This window comes from Marinospirillum sp. (genome assembly GCF_014859565.1).
Genome location: NZ_JACUUA010000016.1, coordinates 1 through 26558 on the forward strand (window position 1 = coordinate 1; position 26558 = coordinate 26558).

34 protein-coding genes are annotated in these 26558 nt (G+C 49.9%); 31 read left to right on the top strand and 3 right to left on the bottom strand.

Going from position 1 to position 26558, the window contains the following annotated elements; all coding sequences use genetic code 11:
• Together IBX50_RS04030 and IBX50_RS04035 are read right to left on the bottom strand one after the other, a co-directional pair.
• Positions 1-413 (bottom strand): hypothetical protein (locus IBX50_RS04030; protein WP_292253523.1); only part of this gene is annotated, 413 nt, incomplete at its 3' end.
• Positions 413-1246, bottom strand: a complete 834-nt coding sequence (locus IBX50_RS04035; protein WP_292253526.1) for a PD-(D/E)XK nuclease-like domain-containing protein — start codon at positions 1244-1246, stop codon at positions 413-415. The genes IBX50_RS04035 and IBX50_RS04030, both read right to left, overlap by 1 nt.
• Positions 1247-1456: 210 nt before the next feature.
• Between IBX50_RS04035 and IBX50_RS04040 the strand changes: the two genes are divergently transcribed.
• The 17 genes from IBX50_RS04040 (at position 1457) to IBX50_RS04120 (ending at position 12875) form a co-directional block, all read left to right on the top strand.
• Positions 1457-1651, top strand: coding sequence for a helix-turn-helix transcriptional regulator (locus IBX50_RS04040; protein ID WP_292253529.1), 195 nt, complete (start codon positions 1457-1459; stop codon positions 1649-1651).
• Between the two features lie 298 nt (positions 1652-1949).
• Positions 1950-2165, top strand: coding sequence for a hypothetical protein (locus IBX50_RS04045; protein WP_292253531.1), 216 nt, complete (start codon positions 1950-1952; stop codon positions 2163-2165).
• On the top strand, positions 2162-3619 hold the full coding sequence (locus tag IBX50_RS04050) for a DEAD/DEAH box helicase family protein (protein ID WP_292253534.1): 1458 nt from the start codon (positions 2162-2164) through the stop codon (positions 3617-3619). Before IBX50_RS04045 ends, IBX50_RS04050 begins: the two co-directional genes overlap by 4 nt.
• A gap of 58 nt (positions 3620-3677) precedes the next feature.
• Positions 3678-4112, top strand: coding sequence for a VRR-NUC domain-containing protein (locus IBX50_RS04055; RefSeq protein WP_292253536.1), 435 nt, complete (start codon positions 3678-3680; stop codon positions 4110-4112).
• Between the two features lie 40 nt (positions 4113-4152).
• Positions 4153-6783 (top strand): VapE domain-containing protein, encoded by a 2631-nt coding sequence (locus IBX50_RS04060; protein ID WP_292253539.1) that lies wholly within the window; start codon positions 4153-4155, stop codon positions 6781-6783.
• 710 nt (positions 6784-7493) lie between these two features.
• Positions 7494-7796, top strand: a complete 303-nt coding sequence (locus IBX50_RS04065) for a hypothetical protein (protein ID WP_292253542.1) — start codon at positions 7494-7496, stop codon at positions 7794-7796.
• A complete protein-coding gene (locus tag IBX50_RS04070) occupies positions 7793-7972 on the top strand; it encodes a hypothetical protein (RefSeq protein ID WP_292253544.1) in 180 nt (59 codons plus the stop codon). The genes IBX50_RS04065 and IBX50_RS04070 overlap by 4 nt, the downstream gene beginning before the upstream one ends.
• Positions 7973-7990: 18 nt before the next feature.
• The gene (locus tag IBX50_RS04075; protein WP_292253546.1) at positions 7991-8341 is read left to right on the top strand and encodes an HU family DNA-binding protein; all 351 of its coding nucleotides are present in this window, start codon (positions 7991-7993) and stop codon (positions 8339-8341) included.
• Complete coding sequence (locus IBX50_RS04080; RefSeq protein WP_292253549.1) at positions 8334-8681, top strand: phage holin family protein; 348 nt, start codon at positions 8334-8336, stop codon at positions 8679-8681. The genes IBX50_RS04075 and IBX50_RS04080 overlap by 8 nt, the downstream gene beginning before the upstream one ends.
• Positions 8682-8685: 4 nt before the next feature.
• Positions 8686-9072, top strand: coding sequence for a hypothetical protein (locus IBX50_RS04085; protein WP_292253552.1), 387 nt, complete (start codon positions 8686-8688; stop codon positions 9070-9072).
• Positions 9059-9526 (top strand): hypothetical protein, encoded by a 468-nt coding sequence (locus tag IBX50_RS04090; protein ID WP_292253555.1) that lies wholly within the window; start codon positions 9059-9061, stop codon positions 9524-9526. Before IBX50_RS04085 ends, IBX50_RS04090 begins: the two co-directional genes overlap by 14 nt.
• 9 nt (positions 9527-9535) lie before the next feature.
• Positions 9536-9742, top strand: coding sequence for a hypothetical protein (locus IBX50_RS04095; protein WP_292253557.1), 207 nt, complete (start codon positions 9536-9538; stop codon positions 9740-9742).
• A gap of 2 nt (positions 9743-9744) precedes the next feature.
• Positions 9745-9939, top strand: a complete 195-nt coding sequence (locus tag IBX50_RS04100; RefSeq protein WP_292253560.1) for a hypothetical protein — start codon at positions 9745-9747, stop codon at positions 9937-9939.
• Positions 9936-10160 carry a hypothetical protein gene (locus IBX50_RS04105; protein ID WP_292253562.1) on the top strand — a complete coding sequence of 75 codons (225 nt, stop codon included), beginning with the start codon at positions 9936-9938 and terminating at the stop codon, positions 10158-10160. The genes IBX50_RS04100 and IBX50_RS04105 overlap by 4 nt, the downstream gene beginning before the upstream one ends.
• Positions 10144-11205 (top strand): hypothetical protein, encoded by a 1062-nt coding sequence (locus IBX50_RS04110; protein WP_292253565.1) that lies wholly within the window; start codon positions 10144-10146, stop codon positions 11203-11205. The genes IBX50_RS04105 and IBX50_RS04110 overlap by 17 nt, the downstream gene beginning before the upstream one ends.
• 664 nt (positions 11206-11869) lie before the next feature.
• Positions 11870-12376: a hypothetical protein gene (locus tag IBX50_RS04115; RefSeq protein WP_292253569.1), complete on the top strand. Its 507-nt coding sequence runs from the start codon at positions 11870-11872 to the stop codon at positions 12374-12376.
• Positions 12366-12875 carry a hypothetical protein gene (locus IBX50_RS04120; RefSeq protein WP_292253572.1) on the top strand — a complete coding sequence of 170 codons (510 nt, stop codon included), beginning with the start codon at positions 12366-12368 and terminating at the stop codon, positions 12873-12875. The genes IBX50_RS04115 and IBX50_RS04120 overlap by 11 nt, the downstream gene beginning before the upstream one ends.
• A gap of 40 nt (positions 12876-12915) precedes the next feature.
• Here the strand turns inward: IBX50_RS04120 and IBX50_RS04125 are convergent, their stop codons facing one another.
• Entirely contained in the window at positions 12916-13305 is a 390-nt protein-coding gene (locus IBX50_RS04125; protein ID WP_292253575.1) for a hypothetical protein, read from the bottom strand.
• 21 nt (positions 13306-13326) lie between these two features.
• Between IBX50_RS04125 and IBX50_RS04130 the strand changes: the two genes are divergently transcribed.
• The 14 genes from IBX50_RS04130 (at position 13327) to IBX50_RS04195 (ending at position 26557) form a co-directional block, all read left to right on the top strand.
• Positions 13327-13659: a hypothetical protein gene (locus IBX50_RS04130; protein ID WP_292253578.1), complete on the top strand. Its 333-nt coding sequence runs from the start codon at positions 13327-13329 to the stop codon at positions 13657-13659.
• A gap of 512 nt (positions 13660-14171) precedes the next feature.
• Entirely contained in the window at positions 14172-15464 is a 1293-nt protein-coding gene (locus IBX50_RS04135) for a hypothetical protein (protein WP_292253580.1), read from the top strand.
• Positions 15465-15504: 40 nt separating this feature from the next.
• Positions 15505-15984: a hypothetical protein gene (locus IBX50_RS04140; RefSeq protein WP_292253582.1), complete on the top strand. Its 480-nt coding sequence runs from the start codon at positions 15505-15507 to the stop codon at positions 15982-15984.
• A gap of 72 nt (positions 15985-16056) precedes the next feature.
• The gene (locus IBX50_RS04145) at positions 16057-16695 is read left to right on the top strand and encodes a hypothetical protein (RefSeq protein WP_292253585.1); all 639 of its coding nucleotides are present in this window, start codon (positions 16057-16059) and stop codon (positions 16693-16695) included.
• A 44-nt stretch (positions 16696-16739) separates the two neighbouring features.
• Positions 16740-17048, top strand: a complete 309-nt coding sequence (locus IBX50_RS04150) for a hypothetical protein (RefSeq protein ID WP_292253588.1) — start codon at positions 16740-16742, stop codon at positions 17046-17048.
• A gap of 2 nt (positions 17049-17050) precedes the next feature.
• Positions 17051-18262: a hypothetical protein gene (locus IBX50_RS04155; protein ID WP_292253591.1), complete on the top strand. Its 1212-nt coding sequence runs from the start codon at positions 17051-17053 to the stop codon at positions 18260-18262.
• 19 nt (positions 18263-18281) lie between these two features.
• Positions 18282-18854: a hypothetical protein gene (locus tag IBX50_RS04160; protein WP_292253594.1), complete on the top strand. Its 573-nt coding sequence runs from the start codon at positions 18282-18284 to the stop codon at positions 18852-18854.
• Positions 18855-18917: 63 nt separating this feature from the next.
• On the top strand, positions 18918-21362 hold the full coding sequence (locus IBX50_RS04165; RefSeq protein ID WP_292253599.1) for a hypothetical protein: 2445 nt from the start codon (positions 18918-18920) through the stop codon (positions 21360-21362).
• A gap of 5 nt (positions 21363-21367) precedes the next feature.
• The gene (locus IBX50_RS04170; RefSeq protein ID WP_292253602.1) at positions 21368-21739 is read left to right on the top strand and encodes a hypothetical protein; all 372 of its coding nucleotides are present in this window, start codon (positions 21368-21370) and stop codon (positions 21737-21739) included.
• 323 nt (positions 21740-22062) lie between these two features.
• A complete protein-coding gene (locus tag IBX50_RS04175; protein ID WP_292253603.1) occupies positions 22063-23070 on the top strand; it encodes a reverse transcriptase domain-containing protein in 1008 nt (335 codons plus the stop codon).
• Positions 23051-23593 (top strand): hypothetical protein, encoded by a 543-nt coding sequence (locus IBX50_RS04180; protein ID WP_292253604.1) that lies wholly within the window; start codon positions 23051-23053, stop codon positions 23591-23593. Before IBX50_RS04175 ends, IBX50_RS04180 begins: the two co-directional genes overlap by 20 nt.
• A 459-nt stretch (positions 23594-24052) precedes the next feature.
• A complete protein-coding gene (locus tag IBX50_RS04185) occupies positions 24053-24739 on the top strand; it encodes a hypothetical protein (RefSeq protein ID WP_292253605.1) in 687 nt (228 codons plus the stop codon).
• A 2-nt stretch (positions 24740-24741) separates the two neighbouring features.
• Entirely contained in the window at positions 24742-25728 is a 987-nt protein-coding gene (locus IBX50_RS04190) for a hypothetical protein (RefSeq protein WP_292253607.1), read from the top strand.
• 43 nt (positions 25729-25771) lie between these two features.
• On the top strand, positions 25772-26557 hold the full coding sequence (locus IBX50_RS04195) for a phage baseplate assembly protein V (protein ID WP_292253609.1): 786 nt from the start codon (positions 25772-25774) through the stop codon (positions 26555-26557).
• The last annotated feature ends 1 nt before the right edge of the window (position 26558 follow it).

A 26558-nucleotide genomic window follows, 5' to 3' on the forward strand; every position in this document is an offset into this window, starting at 1 on the left:
GGTTGGTTCGGGTCGCGCCACTTAGCGATATTCCCATCACCTGTACACTGGAGCGTTTTGCCGTTGTACATGGCATAACGGGTCGGGAAGTTCAGCTCAGGGTCATCATAAACCAGCTTGACTGGGATTTCTGTGGGGTTGCTACCCAGCATTTCCATGATTCGCTGATCAATCAGGTAATTGTTGTCGTTGCCACGATCCATCGAAGTGACCAAAAAATGATCCAGTTTCTTCGGCATCTGGAAGGTGCTTCCGCTGCCGGATGTGCGTGCAGCACCCTTCATACCGATTTTAATTTTGCCGCGCTCCACAAGACCGGGAGTGAGGTTCTTAACCCCGGTTGGACGCCAGCGTGCCAGTTCTTCAGGGGTTTGCGGGTAACTGCTGGCATCTGTTGCAATGATGTTTGACATTAGTATTCTCTCCGAGTGTAGGCGTATACAGGCAAGTCCAGTGACTCAACAGCAGGCCACTTATCCATATCGCCATACTTTGATTCGCATTCCAGAATGGCATTGAGGTCGCGCTTGTAAAGGTCGCGGCCAAGATCTTTGGCTCGAACGGTCAGCCGGTGAACGTGGACAGGGTATTTACCCATTTCTCGGCGCTTGCCGATTGCCAGAAACAAGAATTCTTCGATCCTGGTTCCACTGGCAATGCTGCAGCCATCTGCGTAGAAGGCATCTTGCACATGGTAACGGTATTCATACACCGATTTTGCAAACGGGAAAGCCGCTGGAAAGTCAGTGGTCTTTACATCCACAATCACTTCGGGGAAAGCCCACCAGTCCGGTCGGCAGCGGCATAGCAATCCGGTATCAGGGTCTTCCCAGTATGCAGAAAGCTCTGCCTTGCCATCCGGCGCAGTCATCAATGCCCTAGCTTCAGGGTGCGCCATCACCGAATCGCGCTGCATCAGCAGCATGTTGTGCTCATCCAAAGACAGTATGGTTTTGCCTGCGGCCTGCTGCTCAAATTCCGCCGCCGCCTGCTTGCCTGCCGTGGTGCGCCGGTCGAATTTTTCTGGCTCACAGATAAACTGCTGCTCAAACAGATGCGGCTCCAGCAGCAGCGTATGCAGTGCAGTGCCAAGGTTGGCCGCTGCACTGCTATTGTCTTGCGGGGCAGCTTTAGACCACGCCAGTAGCCCAGGTGCCGCTGACACCATATCCAGCTGAGACTTGCTGTATCCGGCACCGCCGTGATAGTCGCTGTTGCTGATTCCTGAGTAAACGCCTGATTTCATTGGAAACGCCTCGTATTGATGGCTGTATTGATTGCGCTTTGTGCAACTCGAAATCAATCATAGTCGATAATCGCGGCAAGCGTCAAGCGTCAAAATAACACCGCAATACAGAATTTACACAAGGGGTTGCAGCTGCCCAATGGATTGCAGTAATATCCGTCACGAATTGCTTTTTATGCAACCACAATCAACAGGATGACAGGTGATATTATGCGACTTAAAGAATACCGGGATGCGCTGAACATCCCGTTTACCAAGGCTGCTGAAGACCTGCAGATCAGCGGTAGTCAGCTATCCCGCTACGAAACAAAAGGGCAGATACCCAGTCCGGAAATTATGAATCGTATCCGAGAGTGGTCAAAAGGATGTGTGCAGCCGAATGATTTTTATGAGCTGAAATCATGATTAATGATACGGAGATTATTGCAGCGGTTGCCAAAGGCGAAGAAAACGCAGATCTTGGGCACCTACACCTCTTGTCTTTTACCGGAAAAATAAAGCAACGGACTGGCTGGATTACGAGTTGCCAGCGATATTGTGGATGCGCTCAATGGAAAAACGGATGCACTGGCAACACGAATAAATGCAGCGCTCATGAACAATCATGGATTATTTGTTGAGCTGGCAATGGCGCTGGATGTGATCAGCTTTCGCAGCTGCTTGAGGAGATGGTGGATGCAGAATCGAGCCAGGATTAAACGCAATGCCCCTAACCCCTGAGCAGCGTCAGCAGATACTCGAAATACGCAGGGAAGTGGGTGTTTTGCCTACCGGCGGTATGCGGGTGTTCAAGGTGACTTTTGCAAACGGCAAGCAGGCGGCAATGCTTAACCCGGATGGCGGAAATATCGCTGATGCCTGGGAAACCTGCATTGATCGCTTTGGACGGAAAAACATTAAAAACGTGGTGGCTCAATGATTCTGGATGCTATGGACGTGGAGATTAAGCATGATGATAACGACAACTGGCGGCACTTGCGCGATTATCAGCATCATGTTGTAACAGGGTGCCGTATAGCGTACGGCAGTGGATTTAATGCGCCGCTGCTTGTGATGCCAACTGGCGCAGGCAAGACAACCAGTGCATCGTACATGATCGGGCAGGCGGCATTGCGCGGCAATAATACGCTGATCCTGGTTCACCGCCGGGAGCTGGTAAAGCAGTTCTCAGCTGCATTGGAGAATTACGGTATTCGGCACGGCCTGATTACGGCCAGCGACCGGATGGATTTAACGCAGCGGGTGCAGGTAGCCAGTGCTCAAACGCTGGTGCAGCGGATGGATAAAATACCCTGGATGCCCTCGTTAATCGTGATTGACGAGGCGCATCATGCGACCGATGGCAGCGGCTGGGGCAAGATTATCGCCCGGTATCCATTTGCAAAACTGCTGGGATTAACGGCAACGCCTATTCGCCTGGATGGCAAGGGGCTGGGCAAGGGCTTTGGTGGGCCTTTTGATAGCATGGTTTTGGGGCCGCCTCCATCGTTTTTGATGGAACGGGGCAATCTGTGTAATTACCGTATTTTTGGCACCGCCGTAACACCTGATATGAGCGGTGTTCGCAGCAGCAAAGGGGACTGGAGTCGAAAAGAATCCGAGGCTAGAACCGATAAGCCGGCAATTACAGGTAATGCAGTGGCACATTATGCCAAGTATGCCAAGGGCAAGAGGGCGGCAGTGTTTACTTGTTCTCGTGCTCACGCAGAGCATGTTGCCAGTGAGTTTCGTGCCGGCGGTCATAACTTTGTGGTGGTGGACGGCACGCTGGATGATTACGAACGCGACCGGCGCATTGCAGCGCTGAGCCGCCATGAGATAGATGGAATTGTGACCGTTGATCTGATCTCTGAGGGGTTCGACTTGCCCGCGATTGAGTGTGCTATCAGTCTGCGCGCTACCAAGTCTATCTCGCTCTGGATTCAGCAGCTGGGGCGTGTGCTCCGACCAGCGCCGGGCAAGGATTACGCAATCATTCTGGATCATGTAGGAAACGCCACCCAGCAGGGGTTAGGGCTGCCGGATGATGACAGGGAGTGGTCATTGCAGGGGCTGGTCAAGAAAACCGGCAAAAAGAAAGATGAAGACCCTAATGCACCAACCCAGTGTGAGCGCTGCTACCACGTTTACCGGCCAAAAATGGGACGCAAGGTATGCCCTGAATGCGGTCATGCTGTTGAGGTTCAAAGCAGGGAGATGGAGGTAGTTGATGGGGAGCTGCAAGAGATTGATGTTAAAGCAATTCGTATCGAGCGCAGAAAAAAAATGTCGGCCTGCAAAACGCTTGAAGACTTCCAAAATCTGGCGCAGGAGCTGGGATACAAGCCGGGATGGGCAAGAATACAGATGGAGTTAAGACAAAAACGCAGGTGATTAAAATACCCTGCTGTAGCAGACTTTTTGAACCAACAAAACCAACAGGCGAACAAATATGCGCGAACAGACAATCCAGAATCAGGTAAGATGCGATTTATCAGAGCAGCGGCTTGGGGTGTATTTTCGTGTTAACGTAGGTCGCGCATGGGCTGCAAATAACGTGACTCGAATCAACCCGGAAACAGCTCACAGGTTCCAGCTGCAAGCGGGTGACATGGTGTTGCGTGGTGCACGTCCGTTCAGTACCGGCTTGCCGGAGGGCACCTCTGATATTATCGGTGGAACAGAGTTGACTGTTACGCAGGGGATGGTGGGTAGTAAGCTGCTGGTATGGACTGCCATTGAAGTTAAAAATTCACGCGGCAAAGCTACTGAAAAACAACAAAATTTCCTTGATGTAATTCAGAGTCGCGGTGGAATATCTGGCGTTGTTCGCTCAGGCTCTGAAGCAGTGGCACTGGTAAAAAACTGGTTTAACAGGCTGCTGTAGTTGACAAAAAGCCAATCCAAAAAAACAGGCGTTTAGAATAATGTCCAGACCATCAAAATTCGCGCACTGGGTCGCCCAGCAGTCGTGGCGTGATCCGGGAGCCATGATAGAGCGGTTCAGGGTTGAAATGAGCTTTGCTGCTGAATCGGTAGGTGCACAAGCGCCGGAACAGATAGAGTTTGACGGAAAGCGTCATTATCTGTTGTCTGCCACCGGGCAGAATGATCAGAAGCAGTATTATGTTGCTTCACTGGAGAAGCACACGGATGGAACTCTCTGGCCCGAAGTGACTTTCGGGAGCTTCAGGGCATCGGTTAATAATCAATACTGGCTGCCAAGAAATACCGCATGGCAAGAGTTTGAGGTTGCTAGGCGCAGCGGTTCACTGTCAGAAGACAGTGACAACCTGAGGCGTTACAAGGATGCCATTGCAGAGCAGGTCAAGCGTGCTGAGGAGCTGAAGCGTCAGCGTGATGCACTGGCGGCTGAGGCGGCTGAAGCGGCAAGGTCTGCTGTGCTAAATGCCTTGAGCAATGCTTGCAGGCCATTCATGCCGGGCGAATCTCACCCTTATCTGGATGCCAAGGGGCTTACGCCAGATAACAGCATGAGGATTGCTACGGCGGATATTCACGGCAGGCTGTACAGCTACCGTTATGCCGAATGGCGCGACCGCGCATTGATCGTGCGTGCTGGTGATTTGGTGATACCTATGTGCGAGGCTGTTCCGGACGGAAAAATCTGGAGCATCCAGCGCATAGGGCAGGATGGCACCAAGCTTTTCCCGGCTGGCAGCCGCAAGAAAGGGTTGTATGCAAAGATCGAAGGCAAGAATGATCTGTTCGGCGTGTGCGAGGGCTGGGCAACCGGAAAAACATCGGCAACACTAACCGGCATGACTGTTCTGGTGGCGTTTGACTGTGGCAATCTTGATTGTATTGTTAATTTTGCACGCGGCATGGCACGCGGAAAGCCGGTTATTCTGCTGGCAGATAACGACCTTGCAACACTTCGCAAGCGCGGCAAAAACCCCGGCATCGAGGCTGCTGAATCAATCAAGTTGGCGCAGCAAGTGCCGTACATAACACCGGAAATAACGCCGGATATGGAGGAGGCTTGTAGCGACTGGGACGACTACCGGCAGCAGTTTGGCAAGACTCATGCTGCGCAGGTAATGCGTAACGAAATATCCCGCGCTCTGCGAGTCTGGGCTGGCTATCCGGCAAACAATCCTGATATGGTGCCGGTCGAGCGGCTGGTTAATGCAGCTGTTCAGCAGCCAGCAAATCAGCTATCAGACCAGTCAGGCCAAGGAACCGGATCTGCACCCCAGGATGAAGATTATGGTGATGTGGCGGTGATGCAGGAGCAGACAGCAAAGCCCATAAAGCCATCCGGAAAGCCTGTTCACTGGGGTTCCATGCGATGGGATGACACCCTGCCCGTTTTCAATTTCCCGCATCGTAATGACAAAGAAACAGCTCCACTGGATACCCGCGAAAACCTTCAGTTGATGCTTGAATCCTACGGTGTTGAGTGCCGTTATAACCGAATTTCCAAGGATAACGAGCTGGTAATACCCGGCAGAGATTTCAGTCGGGATAACAAGACCAATGCCGCAATTTCAGAAATACGAAGTCTGGCCAGTCGCTGCAAGCTGCCGGTAGGGTCGATTGATCGCTACATCATCAGTATTGCTGACCGCAACGCCTACAATCCAATCAGCAACTGGATAAAGTCACGCCGCTGGGATGGTCACGACCGCATCCAAGCCATTCTGGACACCCTAAGAACACCGGCAACATTTAACGAGGATCTGAAAAACATCCTGTTGGTCAAGTGGATGCTGAGCTGCGTGGCTGCGGTTATGACGCCAGATGATCATCAGTTTTTTTCCAAGGGTGTTTTGGTGCTGCAGGGTTTGCAGAACGCCGGTAAAACAAGCTGGTTCAGGAGCCTGGTTGCTCCAGAGGTTGCCGGTTATATCAAGGATGGTATGCACCTCGACCCCGCAAACAAAGATTCAATACTAACCGCCGTATCTCACTGGATTGTCGAGCTGGGTGAGCTGGATGCCACTTTCCGGAAGGCAGATATTGCTAAGCTGAAGGCGTTTATCACCCAGTCCGAAGACCGATTGCGCAGGCCATACGATCCGAGGGATTCCATATTGCCGCGCAGGACGCTGTTTTTTGCATCGGTGAATGATAAAAGCTTTCTGGTGGATGACACGGGCAACAGTCGATGGTGGACAATCGAAGTGGAGTCAATCAATTACAATCACAGCTTGGATATGCAGCAGGTATGGGCGCAGATTTATGAAACCATGTATCTGAACGAAGCACCTCACTGGCTGCTGCCGGATGAAGAGGCTATGCTGAATGCCAGTAACGAACATTACGAACAGATTGATCCGATTGAAGAGCGCATCCTTGCTTACTTCGAGTTTGATGTGACTTACAGTATTCACGGCAAGCGTCAGTATCACTATCAAGCCAATCAGGAGATTATGGCAACGGATATTCTGATAAAAATCGGGTATGACCGACCGGATCAGAGGCAGCGCACCAAGGTCGGAAAGATCCTCAGCGGTATGGGGCTAGCACCCAGGCGGTCGAGCCGTGGCAGTGTTTACTACATGCCGGATCAGCGGCCACGACTGAATGCCTGACATTTAAAAAAAAACACCAAGCCCGGCCATTGCGCCGGGTTTTTTTATTCTCCCTCCCACAAAACCAGCCTACCGGGAGGTGTATGCCGCCTTAACCAGCAGAAATAACTCGCAAAAAGTTATTTTTTTTACCCAGAAAACACCGTAAATCCACTTGCTGGCACCTCACAAAACCCCTTACTGGTAGCTTCAACCGGCATCGCCGGTTTTTTTTCGAGTTTTTTTTTGCAGCCGTTTTTTTATTCAGAAAAAAAACTATTTGCCCGAAAAGTTTTTTTCTTGGGGTCAGATATGCTGTTTTTATGGTGCTGGTTTTCTTGATAACCTGTTAGCAACCTGTGCATAAAAAAACTATTTAGTGGATAAGTATGTATTTTGCCTGAAAAGTGACAGATGAGTGTAGCCTCAGTGTAACCTCTGAAACTCTTAAAAAAACCCTGAAAGCCCCATGAATACTACAATCTTGGTTTTTTACAGTGTAACCAGTGCAACCTGTGTAACTTCCTCTCTATATTAGCTCTGAAAAAAAATAACTATAGGGGGAGTTATTTATTTTTGAGGTTAATATAGGGGTGAGACTAGCACATGTTACACTGTTTCCCTGAAACCAAGTAACCACGCGGCTTGCAGCCATGACACCTCTTTTTTCGAGGTTACACAGGTTGCACTGCATCGAAAAAAAATACAGGGTATTGGACTCAGGCTGTTTGTTGGCTACAATCAGCAAAACCCCGTATGGCAGAGAAAAAGTTTCCATGATCGAAAGCCTGACCTGTTCAAAATGCCATAAAGTTAAAGCAATTGCTGATTTTTCAGTGCGATCCGAATACACGAGAGGTTATGATTATTACTGCCGCCAGTGTCGGCGCTATATAAATCGCGCAAGGCGAAATGAAGGCTCTGAGGCAGCAAAAACAACAAACAGGCATCAAGAGCCACTGTCAATGGCGAACAGGCTGCTAACGGTAAAATTCAGCGATATAGGCAAGGTTTTGAGCGAGGGCAAGGAATGAATGCCGGTGCACTGATGAGCGCGGTTATTTTTGGAGTAGTTTTTTATTTTGCCGGTGTGTTTGCCGCCTTCAGTTTTGACCTGAGCGCCTGGCCTGTGTGGTTGCGTGCCGTTACGGTTTTTGCTGCAATAGCTGCATGGCTTGCTGATATAATGCTGTCTAGCTCTGATTTTTAATAAACCAAGGAACAACTGATGAGCAAAAAAGTAACCAAGGGTGAGATTGTTGAGTCGATGGCTCAAGCTATGTACGACTCACAGCAGGGTGTCGTTAAAATTGGCAAGTGCAGGCAAATGGCACTGGCAGCATTTGACAATATGACCGGCACCATCGGTGATACGCTGGCTAATGGCGGATCTGTGACGCTCCCTGGTTTGTTTAGAATCCTGGTGATCAAGCTGAGGACCAGAAAAGCCTACAAGCCAACTGCCGGGAAGGTGGTCACTTTGCCTGATCGTGCTTATCCTAAGCTTGAAGTTTCACGGGCACTGAGAGGCCGTATCAATATCGACTGCATCAACAAAGATGAATCGGACAATGCCTGAAAAAGAACCTCAGAATTACACATGGATACAATACGCATGGGTTATAGGGATTGCAATCTGGGGCGGTGCCGTTAAATACCTTCAGCGTCTGCGCGTATCCGGTGAATCAGTTAGTGCGGCAAGACTTCTTGAGGAGTTTTTAACATCCGCTCTTGCCGGTGTGCTCATGTTTTACGCTTGTGAGCTGGCCGGTATGGACGGACTTACATCAGCCATTGCGATTGCCATTGCTGGCCACATGGGTGGCGAGCTGTTTGATGAAATCAAGGCATGGGCACGCAAGCGATACATGCGAAACAATATGCCGCCAACCAAGACAAGCCGAGCAAAAGAGGATTGACGCCATGATGACTCTCTCTGATCTTGCCAGACACAATAACCTGCTGGAATTATCGCTGGTCATTGCAAATATCGGCATGGCCGCAGCAACCATACCCGCAGCACTAACAGCAGTCCGTTACAAGACTCACCGCTCGAAAATACTGGTCTACACCTGCATGATCATGGCTGTATGCTTTATCACTATCAACATGAGGTGGACAAGCGGCGATCTGATTGACATGGTTAACATTCAATCTATTCAGACTGGCATCTGGAACCTGCTGCCATTCATTCTTGCCAATGGCTACCTGATCGAATTTATGCGGTGCCGGGGCAGGTGCTCACCTTCTCTTCTTCGTAAACGGCGACACGCCATAAAAATAAAGGCAATACAACATGCAGAAAATTGAGTGGAAAAGAACCAAGCGATTCAAACCATCCGAGTGGCCTGGAGATGCCACCGAGCACATGAACCCAGACCTGTTTAACGAGTTGTTCCTACTGAGGGATCTGGTGCCTAGCTGGTGCTCTATGCGTCCAAGCCCGGTTTATGGTGCTCATGTTCGCCCTGACGGATCATCTAGGCATTCAACCAATGGCAACTCTAGGCTGTCTGATGCGACAGACTTGTTCGCATCCTGGAAGGCTGTATGGCTGATCTGGCAGCAAGCCTGCAGAATGGATTTTGGTGGCATCGGTTTATATCTTGACACGCAGCTTGGCGGCAAGCAGATGCCAATGATCCATCTTGATATGCGCAAAAATCGTGTCATGTGGGTACGTCATAACGGACAGTATTACTACTATGAAAATGACCCTGTTATTTTTTTCAAAATCATTGCCGAATACGGCAAGAACCAATGAGGTGTTCCGGTGGAATACATTGAACATGCTTTTTTGATCATTACGACCGTGGTTGCAGCAGCCTCTATGATTGTTAAAGGGATTGCCAAAATCACCAAAATCACGCCAAGCACCAAAGACGATGCGGTGGTGTCCAGTGTCGAGCGTAAAATTCTGGCAGCGCAAAAACTGCTGGATAAGGTCGCAATCAACACGCACAGCAAGGACGGTAAGTAACCATGAGGCTCTTGGCTGAGTTTTTAACACTGCTCAATAGAGTGGCAGAACTGCTTGGTTTTGCTGTTGGAGAGCATAACGAAAAAAAGCACAGTCAGGAGCATCGGAAGCATCAGAAAAAGATCAGTGATATTGAGGATAACCCGTCTGAGTTTGGGCGCAATCACTTCAATCCAGAGCAGAAAAGCAAAGAATGATGCGTACCGTTCTGACTTTATCGCTGGCACTGGTACTGACTGGGTGTGCATGTACCGTTAGCCAGCCAGTTATCCCTCAAGAGTCAATGTCGATGCCTGCAAAGCCAACGTTGCCCTCGTGGTCCATCCTGCCTGATGGCGGCATGGCTTTGGACCGCATAGATACTGAGCGCCTAATGAAATACATCGTGGAGCTTGAGCGTTATGGCAAGGAAAAGTAAGGCGGATTGGATCGACTTTTTTACCCGCTTCGAGGCATCTGGCTTAAGCCTTGCGAACTACTGCGAAAAGGTAAAAGTTGCGTACCAGAGCGCCAAGAATTGGGCAAGTCAGCTGCGCAAAACAGACGAATATCCAGTATCGGGTGCTGGAATCGGTACTGGTACTGGTACTAAAGCACCAAAACGCAGAAGGCGTACCAGTACCAAAGCTGCAAAGAAAGCCAGAAAGCCGCATGATAGTGACAATGATTTTAAAATCGCGGATTTTGCGGAAAAATTAGGCAAAAAAGCGCCCCAGGACGCCCCAAAAAAAGAGTGGAAAAAACAATGGGATAACCTCATTCCCATCAAGCCTGGTGAGCAGCGAGCAATGAAGCATGGTGCGTATGCCGGAGCCTTGCCGCCAGAGATAGATCATTACCTGGCAACTTACGGTCGAAATGACCTGAGAAACCTTGAGGAAGAAATACGCCTGACCAAAGGCCGGTTGATGCTGGTATCAAAGAAGCGTGCGGAATGGGACGCAATGGTCGAGTATGACGAAGACCTGACGCCGCGCTTTGATGTGACAGAAATCAAGACAGAGACTGGGACAGGGGCTGGAGGTGAGTTCAGCAAAAAAACCAAGACGCTTAGCAGGCCGGATTTTGAGTCGCAGGAAGAAAGACTTACCCGCAGGTTGGCATGGCTCACCCAGGTGCAGGAGCAGCTATCAAAGCGCCCCGCTATGTCAGCAGATGACGCTGTGAGCCTTCGCGCTTCAGTTATCCGTGCTGGCATGGAAGATGGTAAGGCTTGGTCTGAAATCGGGCTTGAGATCGAAATGCACGGGCTTGAGCTGCCGTTTAGTATCAAAGCACTGATCCAGAGAGAGCTTGAGCAGCCGATTGAAGAGCCGGATGGCGGCCTGACAGATGACGAGCTGGAAAAACTGTCTCAGCAGTATTACAAAGAGATTGCCCATGATGCAGAGTGGGTAGAGGTTCGCAAGTCTGAGATAAAAGAAATACACGCGGTGCAGGCAGAAGAAAAAACAGCGCAATAGTGTTGATTATTTGTTTTGCCTGGCCTATTATTGGTTTTGTTATCACCAGCCTCAAGATGATCCCCCGTCGACTAGGCGCCGGCACCCGCAGCGGTATATCTGCGGGTCATCAGAAATGGTTCGCGAGCAAAATCATAAAAAAATCCTGTAATGGTTTTGCCGAAATAGCGCAAAATCCGCGTAAACCCTCGCCCAATCTGGCGAGACATAAGAGCCAACCTCAGGTTCTGGTTTGCTGACTCAATACATACACTGTTTTAATTGATGCTGGCGATGAAAAATAAACCATGAGGCCATCCGGCGGTGCCTGAACACCGGAAGCCCGACAAGACCCTCCCTCTGCTTACCTCCTTTGGGTCGAGGTCGGATCGTTACAGATAGACCTGCTTCGGTTGGGTTGCGGGATCTGATAAACGATATGCTGACAGCCTGGAAAGACAGGCAGCACATAGTGGCGCTATACTTAATAAAAAAAAGAACCAGCGTAATGCGGTTTTTTTTATGCAATAACCATTGATATTATCTTTAAATAGCTGTAAATTTTACGTGAATCCAGTAACCAGAGGTGATTTATGTTTAAGCCAGTTATTTTCTGTGCCGCAATCCTTGCGTCATTTCCAGTGGTAGCGGTGGATGCCATAGACAGGCATGAGTGCTGGCTGCAATGAAAAAACAGAAGCGCAAGCCGTCAGCAATGAATCGTCTGATCGAAAAAAGAACGCTGGAGCTGGCACAAGGATTGGTGTTTCTTGCGGTTGGTGACGGAAGCCCCGTGGTGCCGCTGTTCAAGAATGTCATCCCTCCTCAGCGACTTGCTGACGCAGCTGTAACCGTAGCATTGAAGCGCAGAATGCCAAAAACAGCATTCCTGACAAAAATATGCCGGTCAGAGTCTGGGCAGGAGTATATTGCAGAGCCAGTAGAAATATCTCTCAGTAGTTGCAGGCCGGATGATCTGATTGATCCTGATGACGCTGATGCCGGGACTGTCGCGGATATGCTAGCGGACGCACTCAGCGGCATTACGCACAATAAAAGTCATTACATCTGTGACGCTTATCTGATTGCAAACCGGGATCGTGAATTTACTGAGCAGTGGGCAGTCGACCGCTTCACTGAAAACGGCGCATGGCGCGGAAAGGCAAAATGGGAGAGTAAAGATGAACAATGAAAAAAATGAAAAACTTGACGGAATGATTGTTGAGTGCATCATCCATAAAGGAATAAGCTGGAAGGCTTTACACTCACGCTGTTTTATCTACAGAATACCAGGCGGGTTTATAGCCCGGAATATCCATCCTGACAAACTATCCGCTGATTGTGACGCAGTTTATGTGTGCAATAGGGATGAGTATTTGAGTCATGCAGAATTGCTTATGCGTACCAGCTTGTCATTTGTAGACAAGCCATCATCCATTAAGCCATCACTGTCGGCAACCTACCCAGAATACTACAAGGATGTTTCAGGGTTGACTGAGATGGATGTTTACACGGTGCATCAGATCTTTGGTATTGACGATCCAAGTGGTTGCCTGCAACATGCCAGTAAGAAAATCCTGCTGTCCGGTGTGCGCACAGGCAGGAAATCACGCTACAAAGACATCAAGGAAGCCAGGGACACGTTAACGCGCAAGCTGGAGCTGATGGAGCTGAACAATGACGCTAGGTAGCGGGAATACAAAGTTATCCGATGCCGGGAATAAAGCCTGCTCATATCGGCAATATCCTCACTTTTTGGTATCCGAGTCTTGTAATTTTTTCAGCGCACTTCACAGCCTTGTCATGGCTGCTGAATATTTCCTCAAAATCACCAGAATCCGAAGCTCCTGTCACCAGGTAAACATCAGGTTTTTTGCTGATATTGAGTGCTGACCACAAAAACAGAAACGCCACTCCGAAAAGCAGTGCCAGTGTTGGCAAGAAAGCGGTCATAATCACTCCAGTTTTAACAAATCGTTGCACGGGATAAACCCGTGAATGGGGCGTTAAATAAAAAATAATAGCACCCAGCAAAACAAAATCAACCCTGATACGGCGTTTTTTACAAAACACCCAACCATTGCATGATCCGGCACGATCTGGAATAATTACTGCATACATATCCATGCAGAAGGAACAAAGATGAACCTGATTGAATCAATAGAAGTCGCGCTAGACAGCCTGACCAAGGCAGAAAAGAAGGCCATTGATACGGCTATTCCGCTGCTGGTGAAAGCTGGATACATGAGCGAGCTGCCGCTAAAGCCTTCCATTCAGACCGCAGCTGAGTTTAAGCAGGCACAAGACAGGCTGGGAATGAGCAACTACGACATGGCTGAGCTGCTAGGCTGCCGGTTGTCGCTTGTGGAGAAAATGCGAGCCGGTACAAGCCCCGTTCGCCCCCTGGTTGGCTTTGTTTTGTCAAACCTGCCCAAGCGCATTGCGCTGCTCAAGGCGCACCAGCAGCAAGACTAAACCAATTGGTTAAGTCCTGTTACCATTGCCAAAAAGGACATGATTGAGGGCTTTACCGTGACAAACTACTTTTTCAAGCCGCCATCCTGCAGTGTGCGCACGATTCTGATTTACTGGGTGACAGCTACCGCTGTAACGGCGTTACTGCTGTTTGGCTTTATCGGTATCAGGTTCGAGCCTGAGCGCGAAGAATACTGCAAAATGGTGCGCATCCATCAAGACACAAATGGTCGTCACGGATGGCCAGACTATCAAGGCGCTTACGAGTCGCAGTGCGCAGTCGATACGGAAGCTGAGTAGTGGCTAAGCGCTCCATCCTGAATGACCGCCGCTGGCAGAGAATGGCGATCCGGTACAGAAATGACCGGGTGAAGTTTGCCGTTGAGGTTATGGGGCACTCCCCATCATGGCAGCAGCGGGAAGTTCTAAGCGCAGTTGATATACCCGGCTCAAGGGTCTCTGTTGCGTCAGGCCACGGCACAGGCAAGAGTTACATTGCTGGCGATCTGTGTATGCACCATATGCTATGTCATGTAAAGCCAGAGCTGATTCTTACTGCCAACAATATTGATCAGGTGCGTCGGGTTATATTCAAGTACCTCAGTGAGAGCTGGGCAGAGGTATGCAGTCGGTTCCCGTGGCTGCGCCAGTATTTTACGGTTACATCTGAGTTGTTTTACTGTAACGAGTTTCGCAAAAGCTGGTACGTAGCCGGAAAAACAGTCCCAAAGCAAAAGCCGGAAGGCATTGCCGGTGCTCACAACAAAAACCTGTTTTACATTGTGGACGAGGCATCGGCTGCTGATGATACCGTCCTCAGTGTTATCAGAGGTGCATTATCAGAGGATAATAACCGGCTGCTGCTGTTCAGTCAGCCTACGCGCAATGCAGGGCATTTTTACGACTCGCAGCACGGATTGAAAAAGTCAGATCCAACAGATCAAAGTGAGCCTGGCTATATAGCAATCACGCTGAACAGCGAAGAAAGCCCATTTGTCAGCCTTAAAGCCATACGGGAGTATGCAAAAACATACGGCGGCTATGACTCGCCAGAGTACCAGATCAAGGTTAGAGGTCAATTCTCAGACCAACTGGAAGGCTTCTTGGTCAGTCGCAGGGTCGCAGAGCTTGCCCGTGGAACAAAAATAGAGCTGCCAGAGCAGTGGGGATACATTATTGTTGCCGACATCGGTGGCGGTGTTGAGCGCGATAGCTCGGTTGTTGGTGTATTTAAGGTTTACGGTTACGATCCGCTGAATGAGCGGCTGCTGGAACCTGTTTTTGTTAAAGAAATGCCAAAGACAATGAGTGCTCGTGATGTTGGGCGGGAGGTTTACCAGATAAGCCAGGATTATGAAAATGTAATTGCTGCGATTGACTCCATTGGTATCGGCCTGACTGCCGCACAGGAGGCCGAGGAGCTAGGGGTTAACGTGCAGCGGATTATGTGGGGTATACCGCCACACTCGGAATCTCAAAAACGCCGATTTAAGAACCAGAGGGCACTTGCTTATGTTGCCCTTCGCGATGGCTTGCTGGATGAACGGATACGCCTTGACGGGTCAGGCAGGGCGATTGACGAGATAGGCAGGATACCCTACCGACTGGATGAGCGAGGCAGGTACGCAATGCTTGGTAAGGATGAGATGCGCTCCAAGGGTATCAAGTCTCCAGACTGGGCAGACGTTTACGCAATGGCAATGATTGCTGACTACCTGCCTGCTGGTGACGATGTTTTGAGTAGCACAGGTGATGATGAGCGAGATGATTACATGGCCGACCTGTTGCGCGTGGCTCAAGAGTAGTGTGTTTTTTACGGAAACCAATCAGAAAACAGGAGTATTTATGCCAAGCAAAGACGAACTGGAAAACTGGGTCAACGTTCTTGAGGTGGGTCATCCGGTGGCTGTTTTTGTGTCATCAGCAAAAAGAATCGCCAGCCTTTCTGTACCTGGTCTGCCGGAGGTTTATTATGGTACCGTGCAGAAGGTCACGAAAACACAGGTAACAGTAAAATTCAATAATGGCGAAAGCCGCTTCTTGAAGTCAGGCTTGAAGGAGGTCGGAACTAACGGCGCACGCTGGCTGGAAATGCCGTCACAGGAAACGGGCAAAAAAGCGCTGAAATGGACTGAGTATGTAAAGGCACGGCTTTCACTGCAAAGGCGTTTTAATGGCTGCTTTGAAGCTCAAAAACTCATACTGGATGCAATGGTTCCAGCAATCATTGCCGGTGATTTTGAAGCTGCAACAGACCTGCTTGTCGCATCTGAAATGCTGTCCGAATCCATTGCCATGGCAAAAGAAAAGCATCAGGGCGGATGAAGGTTATCTACCCCACACTGCCAGCAGGCGTTAAACTACGGTTTACCGCCTTTTTTTATGCCCGGAGTATTCATGGAACCTAAAAAAATCATTGGTGTTTCACTGATGTCTCGTGACCGTGTGGCGGTTTCCGCTGCTTATGATGGCAGTGTTTTGGTTATCGGCAAGGCTCACAAGCTGGATGGTAACTTGCTGACCTGGCGAAAAAATGCTGCTGAATTTGTCAGGGAGCAGGTTGCAGCTGGTGCCGCTGTATTTGTCGAGGAGCTTTCTGACCACGTTGCACAGCACGCGCACGGGGTTTTGTTGCAGGATGCACACCCAGAAGATGGAAGGCCGCTGCTGGCTGTTGCTTTGGATAATTACAATGCGCTGTTTAATTCCGGTGCGCTGGTGTTTGCCAAAGGCACCGAATCAGGCCAGATCATGGAATCGGCCATTGATATGCAATCTGACGACCGAGGTAGAAATACTTACCGGGTTGACTGGGCGCGCGTGAAGGGTATCCATAGAGCTGTGCTGCTATGCTGCCTGGCAACCGAGGGTATGCAGGCTATGACTGATGGTTATTTTGAAGAAATGTTCGGTGGACTGGATGCGCCGGATGGCGGTGGTGTCAATCCGCTGGCATCGTTTGCCCGCGCCATGCACGACTGGGACGCAGACAGAGAGAAGGAAATGCAGGTCAGAGAGGGGAGGATCAAGCTTTGATTGCCCGTGACACTATGAGAGTCGGTGGAAGCCGCCTTGACCCAATGTTGATACCGGACTCCCTGTATCGCGCCAGGCTGTATGCGGAAATCCGCACCAGAACCCCGCAGGTATCGCCTGATATGTGGTTTGAGTACGAGGTATCGCCGGGTGAGGTCGGATTGCCGGAGTTGGTGGCATTGCGCCGCTGGAATGATGAAACGCTGAAATGGGTGGTTCTTATTGCTGCTGAAATTGACGATCCGCGCAGAGAGATGGAGGCAGGCATCACCCTGCTATTGCCCAGCATTACATGGCTGCGTGACCGCATTCGGCACTATCAGAAACTGGCCGCAATCAAGGTGGGTGCCTGATCATGGCAGAACCACAGCTTCCCACGCGGGTAATGGAGTTCAAGGAGTTTGAGCAGGCGTTTAATGCCCAGCGAAAAACCAATGCCCAGGAGCGGCAATTCGTAGAGGGAACCCTGTCGCCCACTATGATTGAACGTGCGCTGCGTAAAGGCACGGGTATCGAAGTTCCCGGTGAGAAGCAGGGCAAGGGGTTTTACTCTAATCAGGAGCTGCAGGCATTCCGCAAAATGATTAAGCGGATACAGGGAGAAACAGGAGGCACAGCAAGCCGTGGTGCGCCGGTTAAGCAGATACTGGGTATGTCAGCCAGAGAAGATATTAAGCGTGCGAACCAACAGATCAAGTATTCAAGGCTGTATCAGGTTCGTGGCGGCTTGCTGAAATTTACCGTGCCTGCATCCGGTGAAAGCGGTTTTGATGGGTTTTATCAGGTCAGGGTCAGGCTTGAGCAGTGGGATGGTGCGCTGGTATCCGGTAAGCGGTGGGAAAAGGCTGCTGCTGACGCTGCCGCCGGGCGTGTATCGGTCGATTGCCAGTGTGGCAGGCATCAGTATTGGTATCGCTATCTTGCCGGTGTCGGTGGCTTCGCTCTTACCCCGCCAACTGAGAAAGATTTCCCAAAGATCCGCAACCCAACGCTGGATGGCGCTGCCTGTAAGCACATCATCAAAACGCTCCAGACACTCCAGTCGCCAACTGTTCACCGGGTGCTGGCGCAAGAGCTTGAGCGGCAGGCTGATGCTGTTGGTTACGCAAACATCACATCCAGATACCTGAGTCAAAAAGACCACGAAACCCTGAAGCGTGCCCGCGCCAGAAAAACAGACCAGGAATCGGTAGCAAAGGCTTACAAAGACTACCTTCAGTCTGTCAAAGGCATGAAAAAGGCCGTCAAAGCAGAGAAAAAGAGGCGAGATAAAGTGGAAGTCGAGACAGAAAACAAACGGCTACGTGCACAGCAAAAGCTGGCCGCACGCAAGCTTGAGCAGCAGCAAGAAGCGAATCGCAAGCTGGCAGCAGAGGCCAATATCAACAAGATGGCCGCGCAGCTGAATAAGGCCAGGATGGACGCTGTAATGCGTGCTGCAACATCAGGCGGTGATCCTCAGCAGGCAGCCATCCGGGCGGCTGATGAGTTCGCCCGATCCTACGCAGCTGAAAACAGCATGGATCCGGCACAAGTACAGAAAATAATCGAGGAAAATCAGCTGTGATTACTGTAGCGGTGAGTAAATGAGAGTCCAGAATACAACGGTGGTCAGCCAGCAGATAGCCACTGACCTTGACCGAATCATCGAAACCCATCCCGAGGCCTTTGACGGGGTGTTGTTTCGTGCCATTTCTGAAAATAAGGAAGTGGTCGCTCAGGCTGAGCAGGATATTGTCGGTTCGCTTGATAGCAAGGAGCGCACGATTGAATACGAGCCACCTGTTGTAGTCGGGGTGATCGAGCCAACTCAGGATATTCGCCATTACCCAGGGTTAAATTCCGGTGATGGTTACGGTCTTCAGCAGGATGACGGGCAGTACCGGCTGTTGATTGCAGGCAGAGTGCCCAGGTACAGCGTGATTGCCTTCCCGGTTCAGCAGCATGATGGCACTTACACGCTCAGAATTATGTATGTACTGAACATCCGAACGCTTGGCCGTAAAGCTCCTGCAGGATACATTTACAGCCTGATTCCTTATGCTGGTGGCGATCATCAGATTGATGGTGTTTTGCCGGATCAGAACAGCATTGTGGATTACGTGGCCGGGATACTGGACACGATGGAGCCTCCTGAGCAGCAAGAAGACCCTGTATAACCTACCCAGAGAATCACGCCTGCTTTAGAATCATGCACATTACAGCCAAAACCGGAGCAGCAAATGTTAATTAACGATGTTTCATGGCGCGAAGAGTATTCCAGCGCAGCACTCAACCGAAAGTTTGGCGGAGCTATAAAGCCGGGTATTTACGGTGGGTTTTCTGTTGCCGCTAGCATTGATCAAGTAACGGTCAGTCATGCAGATAGCGCAGCGGTAGCGGATATTTATAACCCAGTCAGCGCAGAGATTGACGGTATTGGCAAATACCTGCTGACCATTCATATGACCGCAGACGTGGTTATTCCTTGCCCGGTAGGCAGCCATTACCTTGTGATTCGCGCCAGCTATGGCATCAAGGAGCAGACTGCTTCCGAACTATTGTTTGTTTCTGCACCTCAAGAGCGTGATCTGATCATCTGCGAGGCTACTCTTGTCGCTGCTGGCCAGCCACCGCAGCTGGATTTTTCCAGCCGCTCAACCATGAGTGTTGCCAGTGATGCCTTTGTTGTGGAAATGGTTAATCAGCTTGCAGACAGGAACAAGGACACAACAGGATTTCCGAATCGAACCGCCAGCAGGTTGTTGTTTGATGATGTAACACGGACAGTGACCATCCAGCCAACAAACGGCATCAGTTTTGATGTATTTTACCGCAATCGTAAAATCACCCTGCCTGAGCTAAGCATTCAGGTGGCTGATGTTTCCGGTGGTCGCTACATCAACATCGACCCGGTTACTGAGCAGCTGGTTGAGGGTGGTGAGTTTCCAAGTATTGAGAATGACTTGCTGGCTGCTTATGTTTATTACAATGCTGGGCAAGGAAAGTTTGTAATCAAGGGTGATGAGCGTCACAGCTCGTCAAGAGATACCGGATTCCACCAATACGCGCACCGTGAAAACGGCATGACGTGGCGGGATGGCGGCGGTATTACCTATGTTTCCGGTGATGATTCCCAGCTGAGCGTTGGCATCAGCACGCCTCTAATTGTTGCTGATGAAGACTTGCAGCACGCCATTTTGCACTCTGCCATCCCAGTCAATCCGTTTGAGCAGGTGCTTGACGTGGCGGCGGAAATACCCGTTATCTACGTTGATTCTGATGGTTTTTATCGTCAGGATGATGCTGCAACCCTGCCATATAAGGCTGGTGTTAGCGGTATTGCCTACAACCCGATCAGCGAGGGCTTGGGTGATCAGCTGGACGTTCCAAGCGGTAAGTACGTCAACTACTATATCATTGCCACAAACTGCACAAAGCATCCTGTAAAAACCATTCAGGGGCGTGCTGTTTTTGATTCCGTGGATGATGCGCTTGGTGAGGTGGTCGACTTCTACGGACTGCAGTTGGCTGAAGTGAAACCACTGTATCAAGTAACGCTTCAGTCCGATGTTACTTACCTTGCACCCATGAAGTCCAGTATTGAGCATGTTGGGATACCAGGAACAGCCAAGGTTGCCGGTTCGCCGGTTATCAGTGCGACAGACCACGCAAGCCTGTCCGGTCGCACCAAGCCAGACCAGCACCCAATGAGCGCCATTACAGGTCTGCAAGGTTTTTATGATAGCGTCATTGGCGCAATGGCTCTTGCTGGAACTCTGACAAAAAGCAATCGCTTTATGCCTGCTTTTACGACAGTTTCCGGGCTTCAGGCATCCCAGGGTTTTTCTGTTTCTGTTGGTGGCGATCCTGTCTTTTTTGCTCAAGGTACGCCTGTTACGCTGCCAGCGCTCACGGATGGCGCTGACTACAAGATTTATGCTAAGGATGATGGATCTTTGGAGGCGGCAATCTGGGATGCCGCTGAACCCTTGCAAAGCAGGCTGATCGGCGGCTTCCACGTCTACCACGTCACCGGGACTATCAACCCATCGAGCATCTGGGATTTGTGCTGGCTGCCTAAAAACGGCAATCCACGCGGTCGCACACTGGCACCTGATAAGCGGGAGTGGGTAGATATTTACCTGATGGACGTTGACTACGGTATCAACTGCTACAGCCGCCCCAATGCCCAGATTGCGGATGGTAGCAGCTTGCCGAAAATACCCGCAATTTATGGTGGTAATGGCGATGCAACTTACCCAAATATGACATGGTACGTGACATGGGATTTAGCGATAGCAGCGGGTTGTAGACTCCCGTTTTACGGGGAGTTCACCGGCTTTGCCTATGGTGTTGTCGAGCGTCAGTCTGTCGGGGTTGATCCGGTTACTACGCGGCACCAGGCCGGGCACAGATCAGCCTGCGGGGTAGAGCAAGCGACCGGCTGCATGTGGCAGTGGGGTGCCGATATTAACGGCACCAGCGCGACAGGATCTCCATCATGGCAGGATATTACAGGTGGCCGCGGTGATGTTTACACGCACAGCATCCGCGCCGTGCTACTCGGCGCGCGCTGGGGTAGCGGCTTGAACTCCGGCTCACGGGCTTCTCACTGGAACGCTTCGCCCGACATCTCCAATGATTTCATTGGTGCTCGCGGCGTCTGTGACCACTTGATCCTGTGAGCGTAATGACAATGAAGCTCAACCAGACCGAAGGGCTGGCTATCGTAGAAAAGTATGATGCAGTGTTTAATTATCTGTATAGTCCGATATTAAACCTGCCTCATGCTCACATGGAATTTCGCAAAAGCATGTTACGATTACTGCTGCGCATTCCGGGTGAGATATATCTGGCCATAAAGCTTGACCAGGTAAGTAAGGTGAATGCTGTCGATTCCTCTCTTGCTGAGCTTCGATGGCATTTAAGGTTTGCTGGCAAGCCAAGGGACGAGGTTAAAATGAGAATGCTGACTCCGCAACAGCATGAGGTTGCAGAATGCCTAATTGCGGAAGTGGGATCTATGGTCAATAAGATACAAAAAAGACTAAAAAGCAAATAATGGTTTTGGTTTGCATGTAGATACTTCGCCGTGATACTCGGCGCGAACTGGGATAACGGCTTGAACTCCGGCTCACGGGCTTCTAACTGGAACAATTCGCCCGACAACTCCAATGATAACATTGGTGCTCGCGGCGTCTGTGATGACGTAAAAAGCTGATAAATACCGCCGAGTCAGGTTAAGGCCGCTTGGGGTGGCTGCATAAAATGTGGTCAGCTATATGTAAACCTTCTTCGGAAAATACACTACTGGATCTGCGATAACAGTGCGTAGTGAGCCTTCCGGCAATATCGAGAGCTGTGCGCAGTATTTAAGGGAGTTTGATGGGAAAAAGATACCGCAACCTGATAAGTATGGTGACCTGCCCTGAAAATATCAGGGATGCTTACCGCAAGGCATCTAAAGGCAGAAGATCGTCTTCAGGTTATCTAAATTTCAAAGAGTATGAGGCTTTCAATCTCGCAAAAATAAGAAAAGAAATAACTGATGGATCGTATCGTCCTGGCAGGCACAGAAGGTTTTATGTTTACGAGCCAAAGCAAAGACTGATCAGCGCTCTGCCATTTTATGATCGAGTGGTTCAGCACGCGCTTATTGCTGTGATAGGACCGATATTCACACGAACCATGCTCCATCAGTCATGGGCGTGCATCAAAGGCAGAGGTATGCACGATGGAGCGAAAGCTGCACAGGCAATGATCAGAAAAAAGCACAAAAGAGGTGATGTTTATGTGCTGAAAACTGATTACAGTAAGTTTTTCCCAAGCATCAGGCTGGACGTGCTGTGGGAAAGAATCGAAGCAAAAATAAGCTGCCGCGCAACACTCAGGCTGATCGAAAAGTTTACGCCAAGAGCAGGCAGAGGACTGCCAATCGGAAATCTCACCAGTCAGCTATGGGCAAATGTTGCCGGTACAATGATTGACAGGTATCTGGCAAACGATTTAAGAATAGGGTCTTTCGCAAGGTACATGGATGACATTGTGGTTATCCATAACAGCCGTGCAGTGCTTGAGGGGGTGCGTGACTTTCTTGACTGGTATGGCAATCATTCAATGGATCTGTTTTTCAGCAAGGAGTCGATCAGGCCGGCGAGCCTTGGGGTTAACTTCTTGGGGTTCAGGATATTCAAAGATTACAAACTTTTAAGGCGCGATAGCGTTACAAGGGCAAAGAGAAAAATAAGAAAATACATCAGTAACGGCGAGCATGATAAATTACGTCTTTTTGCAGCATCGTGGTATGGGCACGCTGCATGGGCTGACTCAAAAAACCTGCTGAAATACATGAATGATTATGCGAGGTGTCAATATGTTTGCGTTAAAAAGTGATGGGGTGGCAGTATGCCTGCAAGACTACCGTGACATCAAGGCAGGCGCTCAAGTCCCCAAAATCAATGAGCTTTGGGGGCAGGTGGAGGAATGGCTTGATAATAATGGCGGCGAATGGGCTGACATGCCCGGAAGAACTTCGGATGATGTCAAGCAGCTGAAGACAAAAGCAAAAACTGCTATTGATGTTGCTGCAGGAGAAGCCAGAGCCAGTTTTGTGAGCGCTGGGCAGCTTGTCGAAGAAGAGTACCGCCTTGCCCACCGGGCGGCGGCAGCATGGATTGAAGCCGGTCGCAATTCATCCAGCGTACCAAAGGAGATTCAGGACTGGGCTGACGCGTCAGGAATGACAGCCAGTGAGGCTGCTGACGATATTATTGAAACAGCCAGCGGATGGGATATGGTTCTGCGATCCATTAGAGGCATAAGGCTTGCCGGTAAGGCCGCTATTAACTCCATGCCTGATGATGCTGATTTTGATACTGAGGCAGAAATCTATATTCAGCAGATCAAGGCTGTTTGAAGTGATAACCCTTGAGTTTAGCCGTCAGGACTGGATGCCGATTTCATGGATAATCAGGGCTGGAACATGGTCTCCATGGTCGCATGTTGACTTGGTTATGCCGGATGGATCTTTGCTTGGGGCTAGGGCTGGTGACGGGGTTCAGGTTAGGAGTAAAAGCCCAGCCAGTCATGCGCAAAGATACTCGGTTGATGTTTCGCATGCTGTTGCTTACGCGGTTATAAAAAAAGCAGAATCCCAGGTGGGCAAGCCTTACGACTGGACGGGTATAGCCGGTTTTATAGTGAGAAGAAATTGGCAAAAAGATGACGCATGGTTTTGCAGTGAGCTGGTAGCATGGGCATTTGCCGAGGCAGGGCGACCGCTTGTTAATGCCGAGCACCATCACATATCCCCGCGTGACCTAACCTTGTCACCATTTCTCTGCAAGGAAAAGGCATCCGCATGAAATATTCGTCAGTGCAGGCCGTGGATTTTGCGCTTGGGCGATTTTTGTCCGAGGTTTATCCGATTGATAATGCAGCAGAAGGCGCTAAAAACTGGTGCAGATTTATGGCAAGGCCACCTGCACAAAAGATCATGCGAGGCGATTTTGAAACAGCATCCGATATAATCCGTTCGATGGAAGCCAGTCAAAAACAAGCCAGCCAAAACAACAAGATCAAATGGAATTCGGTTTCTCTGCCGGTAATTGCTTACGGACGAAAGCCGAACATCATTGTGTCTGATCCTGATGCCGGTTCTTACTCGCAAAAAACAGTTATCTCCGAAAACGACTTTAGGCTCAAGCTGATTCAGGTTGATATTGAGTACCGGATTGCAATGCTGGCATGGGATATTCCAACGCTGGATCAAATGCAAATGCAATGGATGTTTCATGTGGCATTTGAGCAGTCAAAAATAGAGTATCAGGTCAAGGTTGATGGTGAGCCGATGACGCTGACCGCCGATATTATTGATCCAAAAACCCCGGCATTCGAGGATTCAAGCCTCCCGGCAAGCGATGGCAGAGTCCATGCTGTGCTGCTGCCTATCCGTGCTCGCACCTATCTTGCCAAGGGTATGCTGGTCGATATTCCTGACCCTATAAGGATTCATTTTTCTGGCGGGCCACTGGAACGCGCATGGCCGCGTGATGGTAATTAAAAATGCAGCATCAGCTGGTTCAGAAGATATTGATTGATGGTGAGGAAGCTGATATTTCCTTAATGCAATCATTTACTTACATAGAAACACTGTCGCTTGACAGCCCTAAATTTATAATTGTCATGCAGGATAATGACAACCTGATACGTGATGATTTTGGCCTGCAGGAAGGCTCTGTTTTGACGGTGGTGCTGCTGGATCAACACCTGCAGGGTGGCCTTGATATTACTGAGGATGTTGTGGTCAGGTCGATAACAGGTAGCGAAAGCGGCCTTATAACCATCCACGGCTTCCCTGAAATTATTGATACCGCTAAAAAACCGGCATCCAAGGCATTTTTTTTGGTGGATATGCCAATAAATGCTATCGGTGCGGCAATGATGCCGGGTGCTGCTGTTGATGCCGATCCAATGCCCTCCATTGACCGCTTCCATCTTCTGCCCGGCGAACGTCCGACTCGCAAGCTGCGCCAGCTCAGCAGGGAAACAGGTACAGCAATTTATTATCAGCGCGGAAGCCTGCTGATAAAGTCTCTTGATGGGCTTTTTTCACAGCCTGAATTTGACACCTATCATTATCAGGACTCTATGCAGGAATCAAAAATACTGGCCTACAAGAGCCTGTATCGTGGTGATCTTGCGGCAGAACTGATACACAAACATTATGCTGGCTGGAATATCGTTGACGGGCATATCACGGCAACCATGAATGATGATCAACCGGTAGAAATCAGGCCATTGCATACCGTGCCTCAGCTGGATGGGCAGAACTGGGTTGTTATTCCTGTTATCGACTTCGGAACACATGGCCGTGGTGAGTTGATGCCCGGTCTTAATATCGGATTGAAATTTCACAGGGCAAGGCAGGGCAGGCCGCTTGATGAAAGCCTTCCAGAGAAGGTTTTAATCTACCTGGTGGCGCATCACTATGAGGCGAACCGTTATTCTTGCCGGGTTAAAGCCGGGGTGGTTAAAAATGCGCGAGACTGATTTGCCGTTAAAGGTTCAGCCGATTTATAAAACAAGAGCGGTTGTGACCAACACCAAAGATGATCCGCTGCAGGTTTTGCGTGTGCAGATACGTGTGCCTGGCTGGTGGGATAACGTGCCTGATGGTGATCTGCCGTGGGCTGAGTACCAGTTGTCGGACGCAAGGGCAAGAGGCGGTCATTTTACCCCTGCTGAGGCTGATGACTGGGTTTGGGTGGAGTTTCCTGATGGTGATACACGTTATCCGATTATCGTTGGCTGGTGCCACTATGCGCCTGACAAAAAACCCAACACCCCGCACGAGGCTTGGAATGGTGACGATAAAATCATCCATAAGATCAATGCGACTGCTGATGAGCCGGATCCCTCCGAACCTATTTACCATGGCAGTGACGCGCTGGAAAAGTACGGGGTTATTATCGAAATCAACCCGGATGGTGAGCTGCTTATCACCCAGCGAGAACATGGAACAGCGATCCGTATAACCAAAGACGGTGCGCTAACCATGCACATTGAAGGCAATCAGCACGAGTCTGTTACCGGAAACAGCAAAAAGCATGTTGTCGGTGAGGTTTATCTGAAGCATGACGGAACTCTGCATTTTGATGGGCCGAAGATGGACTTCGGTGCGCTTGGCTCTCTTGAGCCTTCTGTTCTTGGCGACAAGCTGGCAGCGGCATTCAGCGACCTCAAGGCAGAATGTGACAACCATCAGCATATAGGCAATCTTGGCGCTCCAGTGTCACCAGCCATGCAAGTAATGCCCTTTGAGTTTTCTGAGTTGCTTTCTGGTGGCAATGTTTACAGCACCAAAAACAGGAATCAGTAAA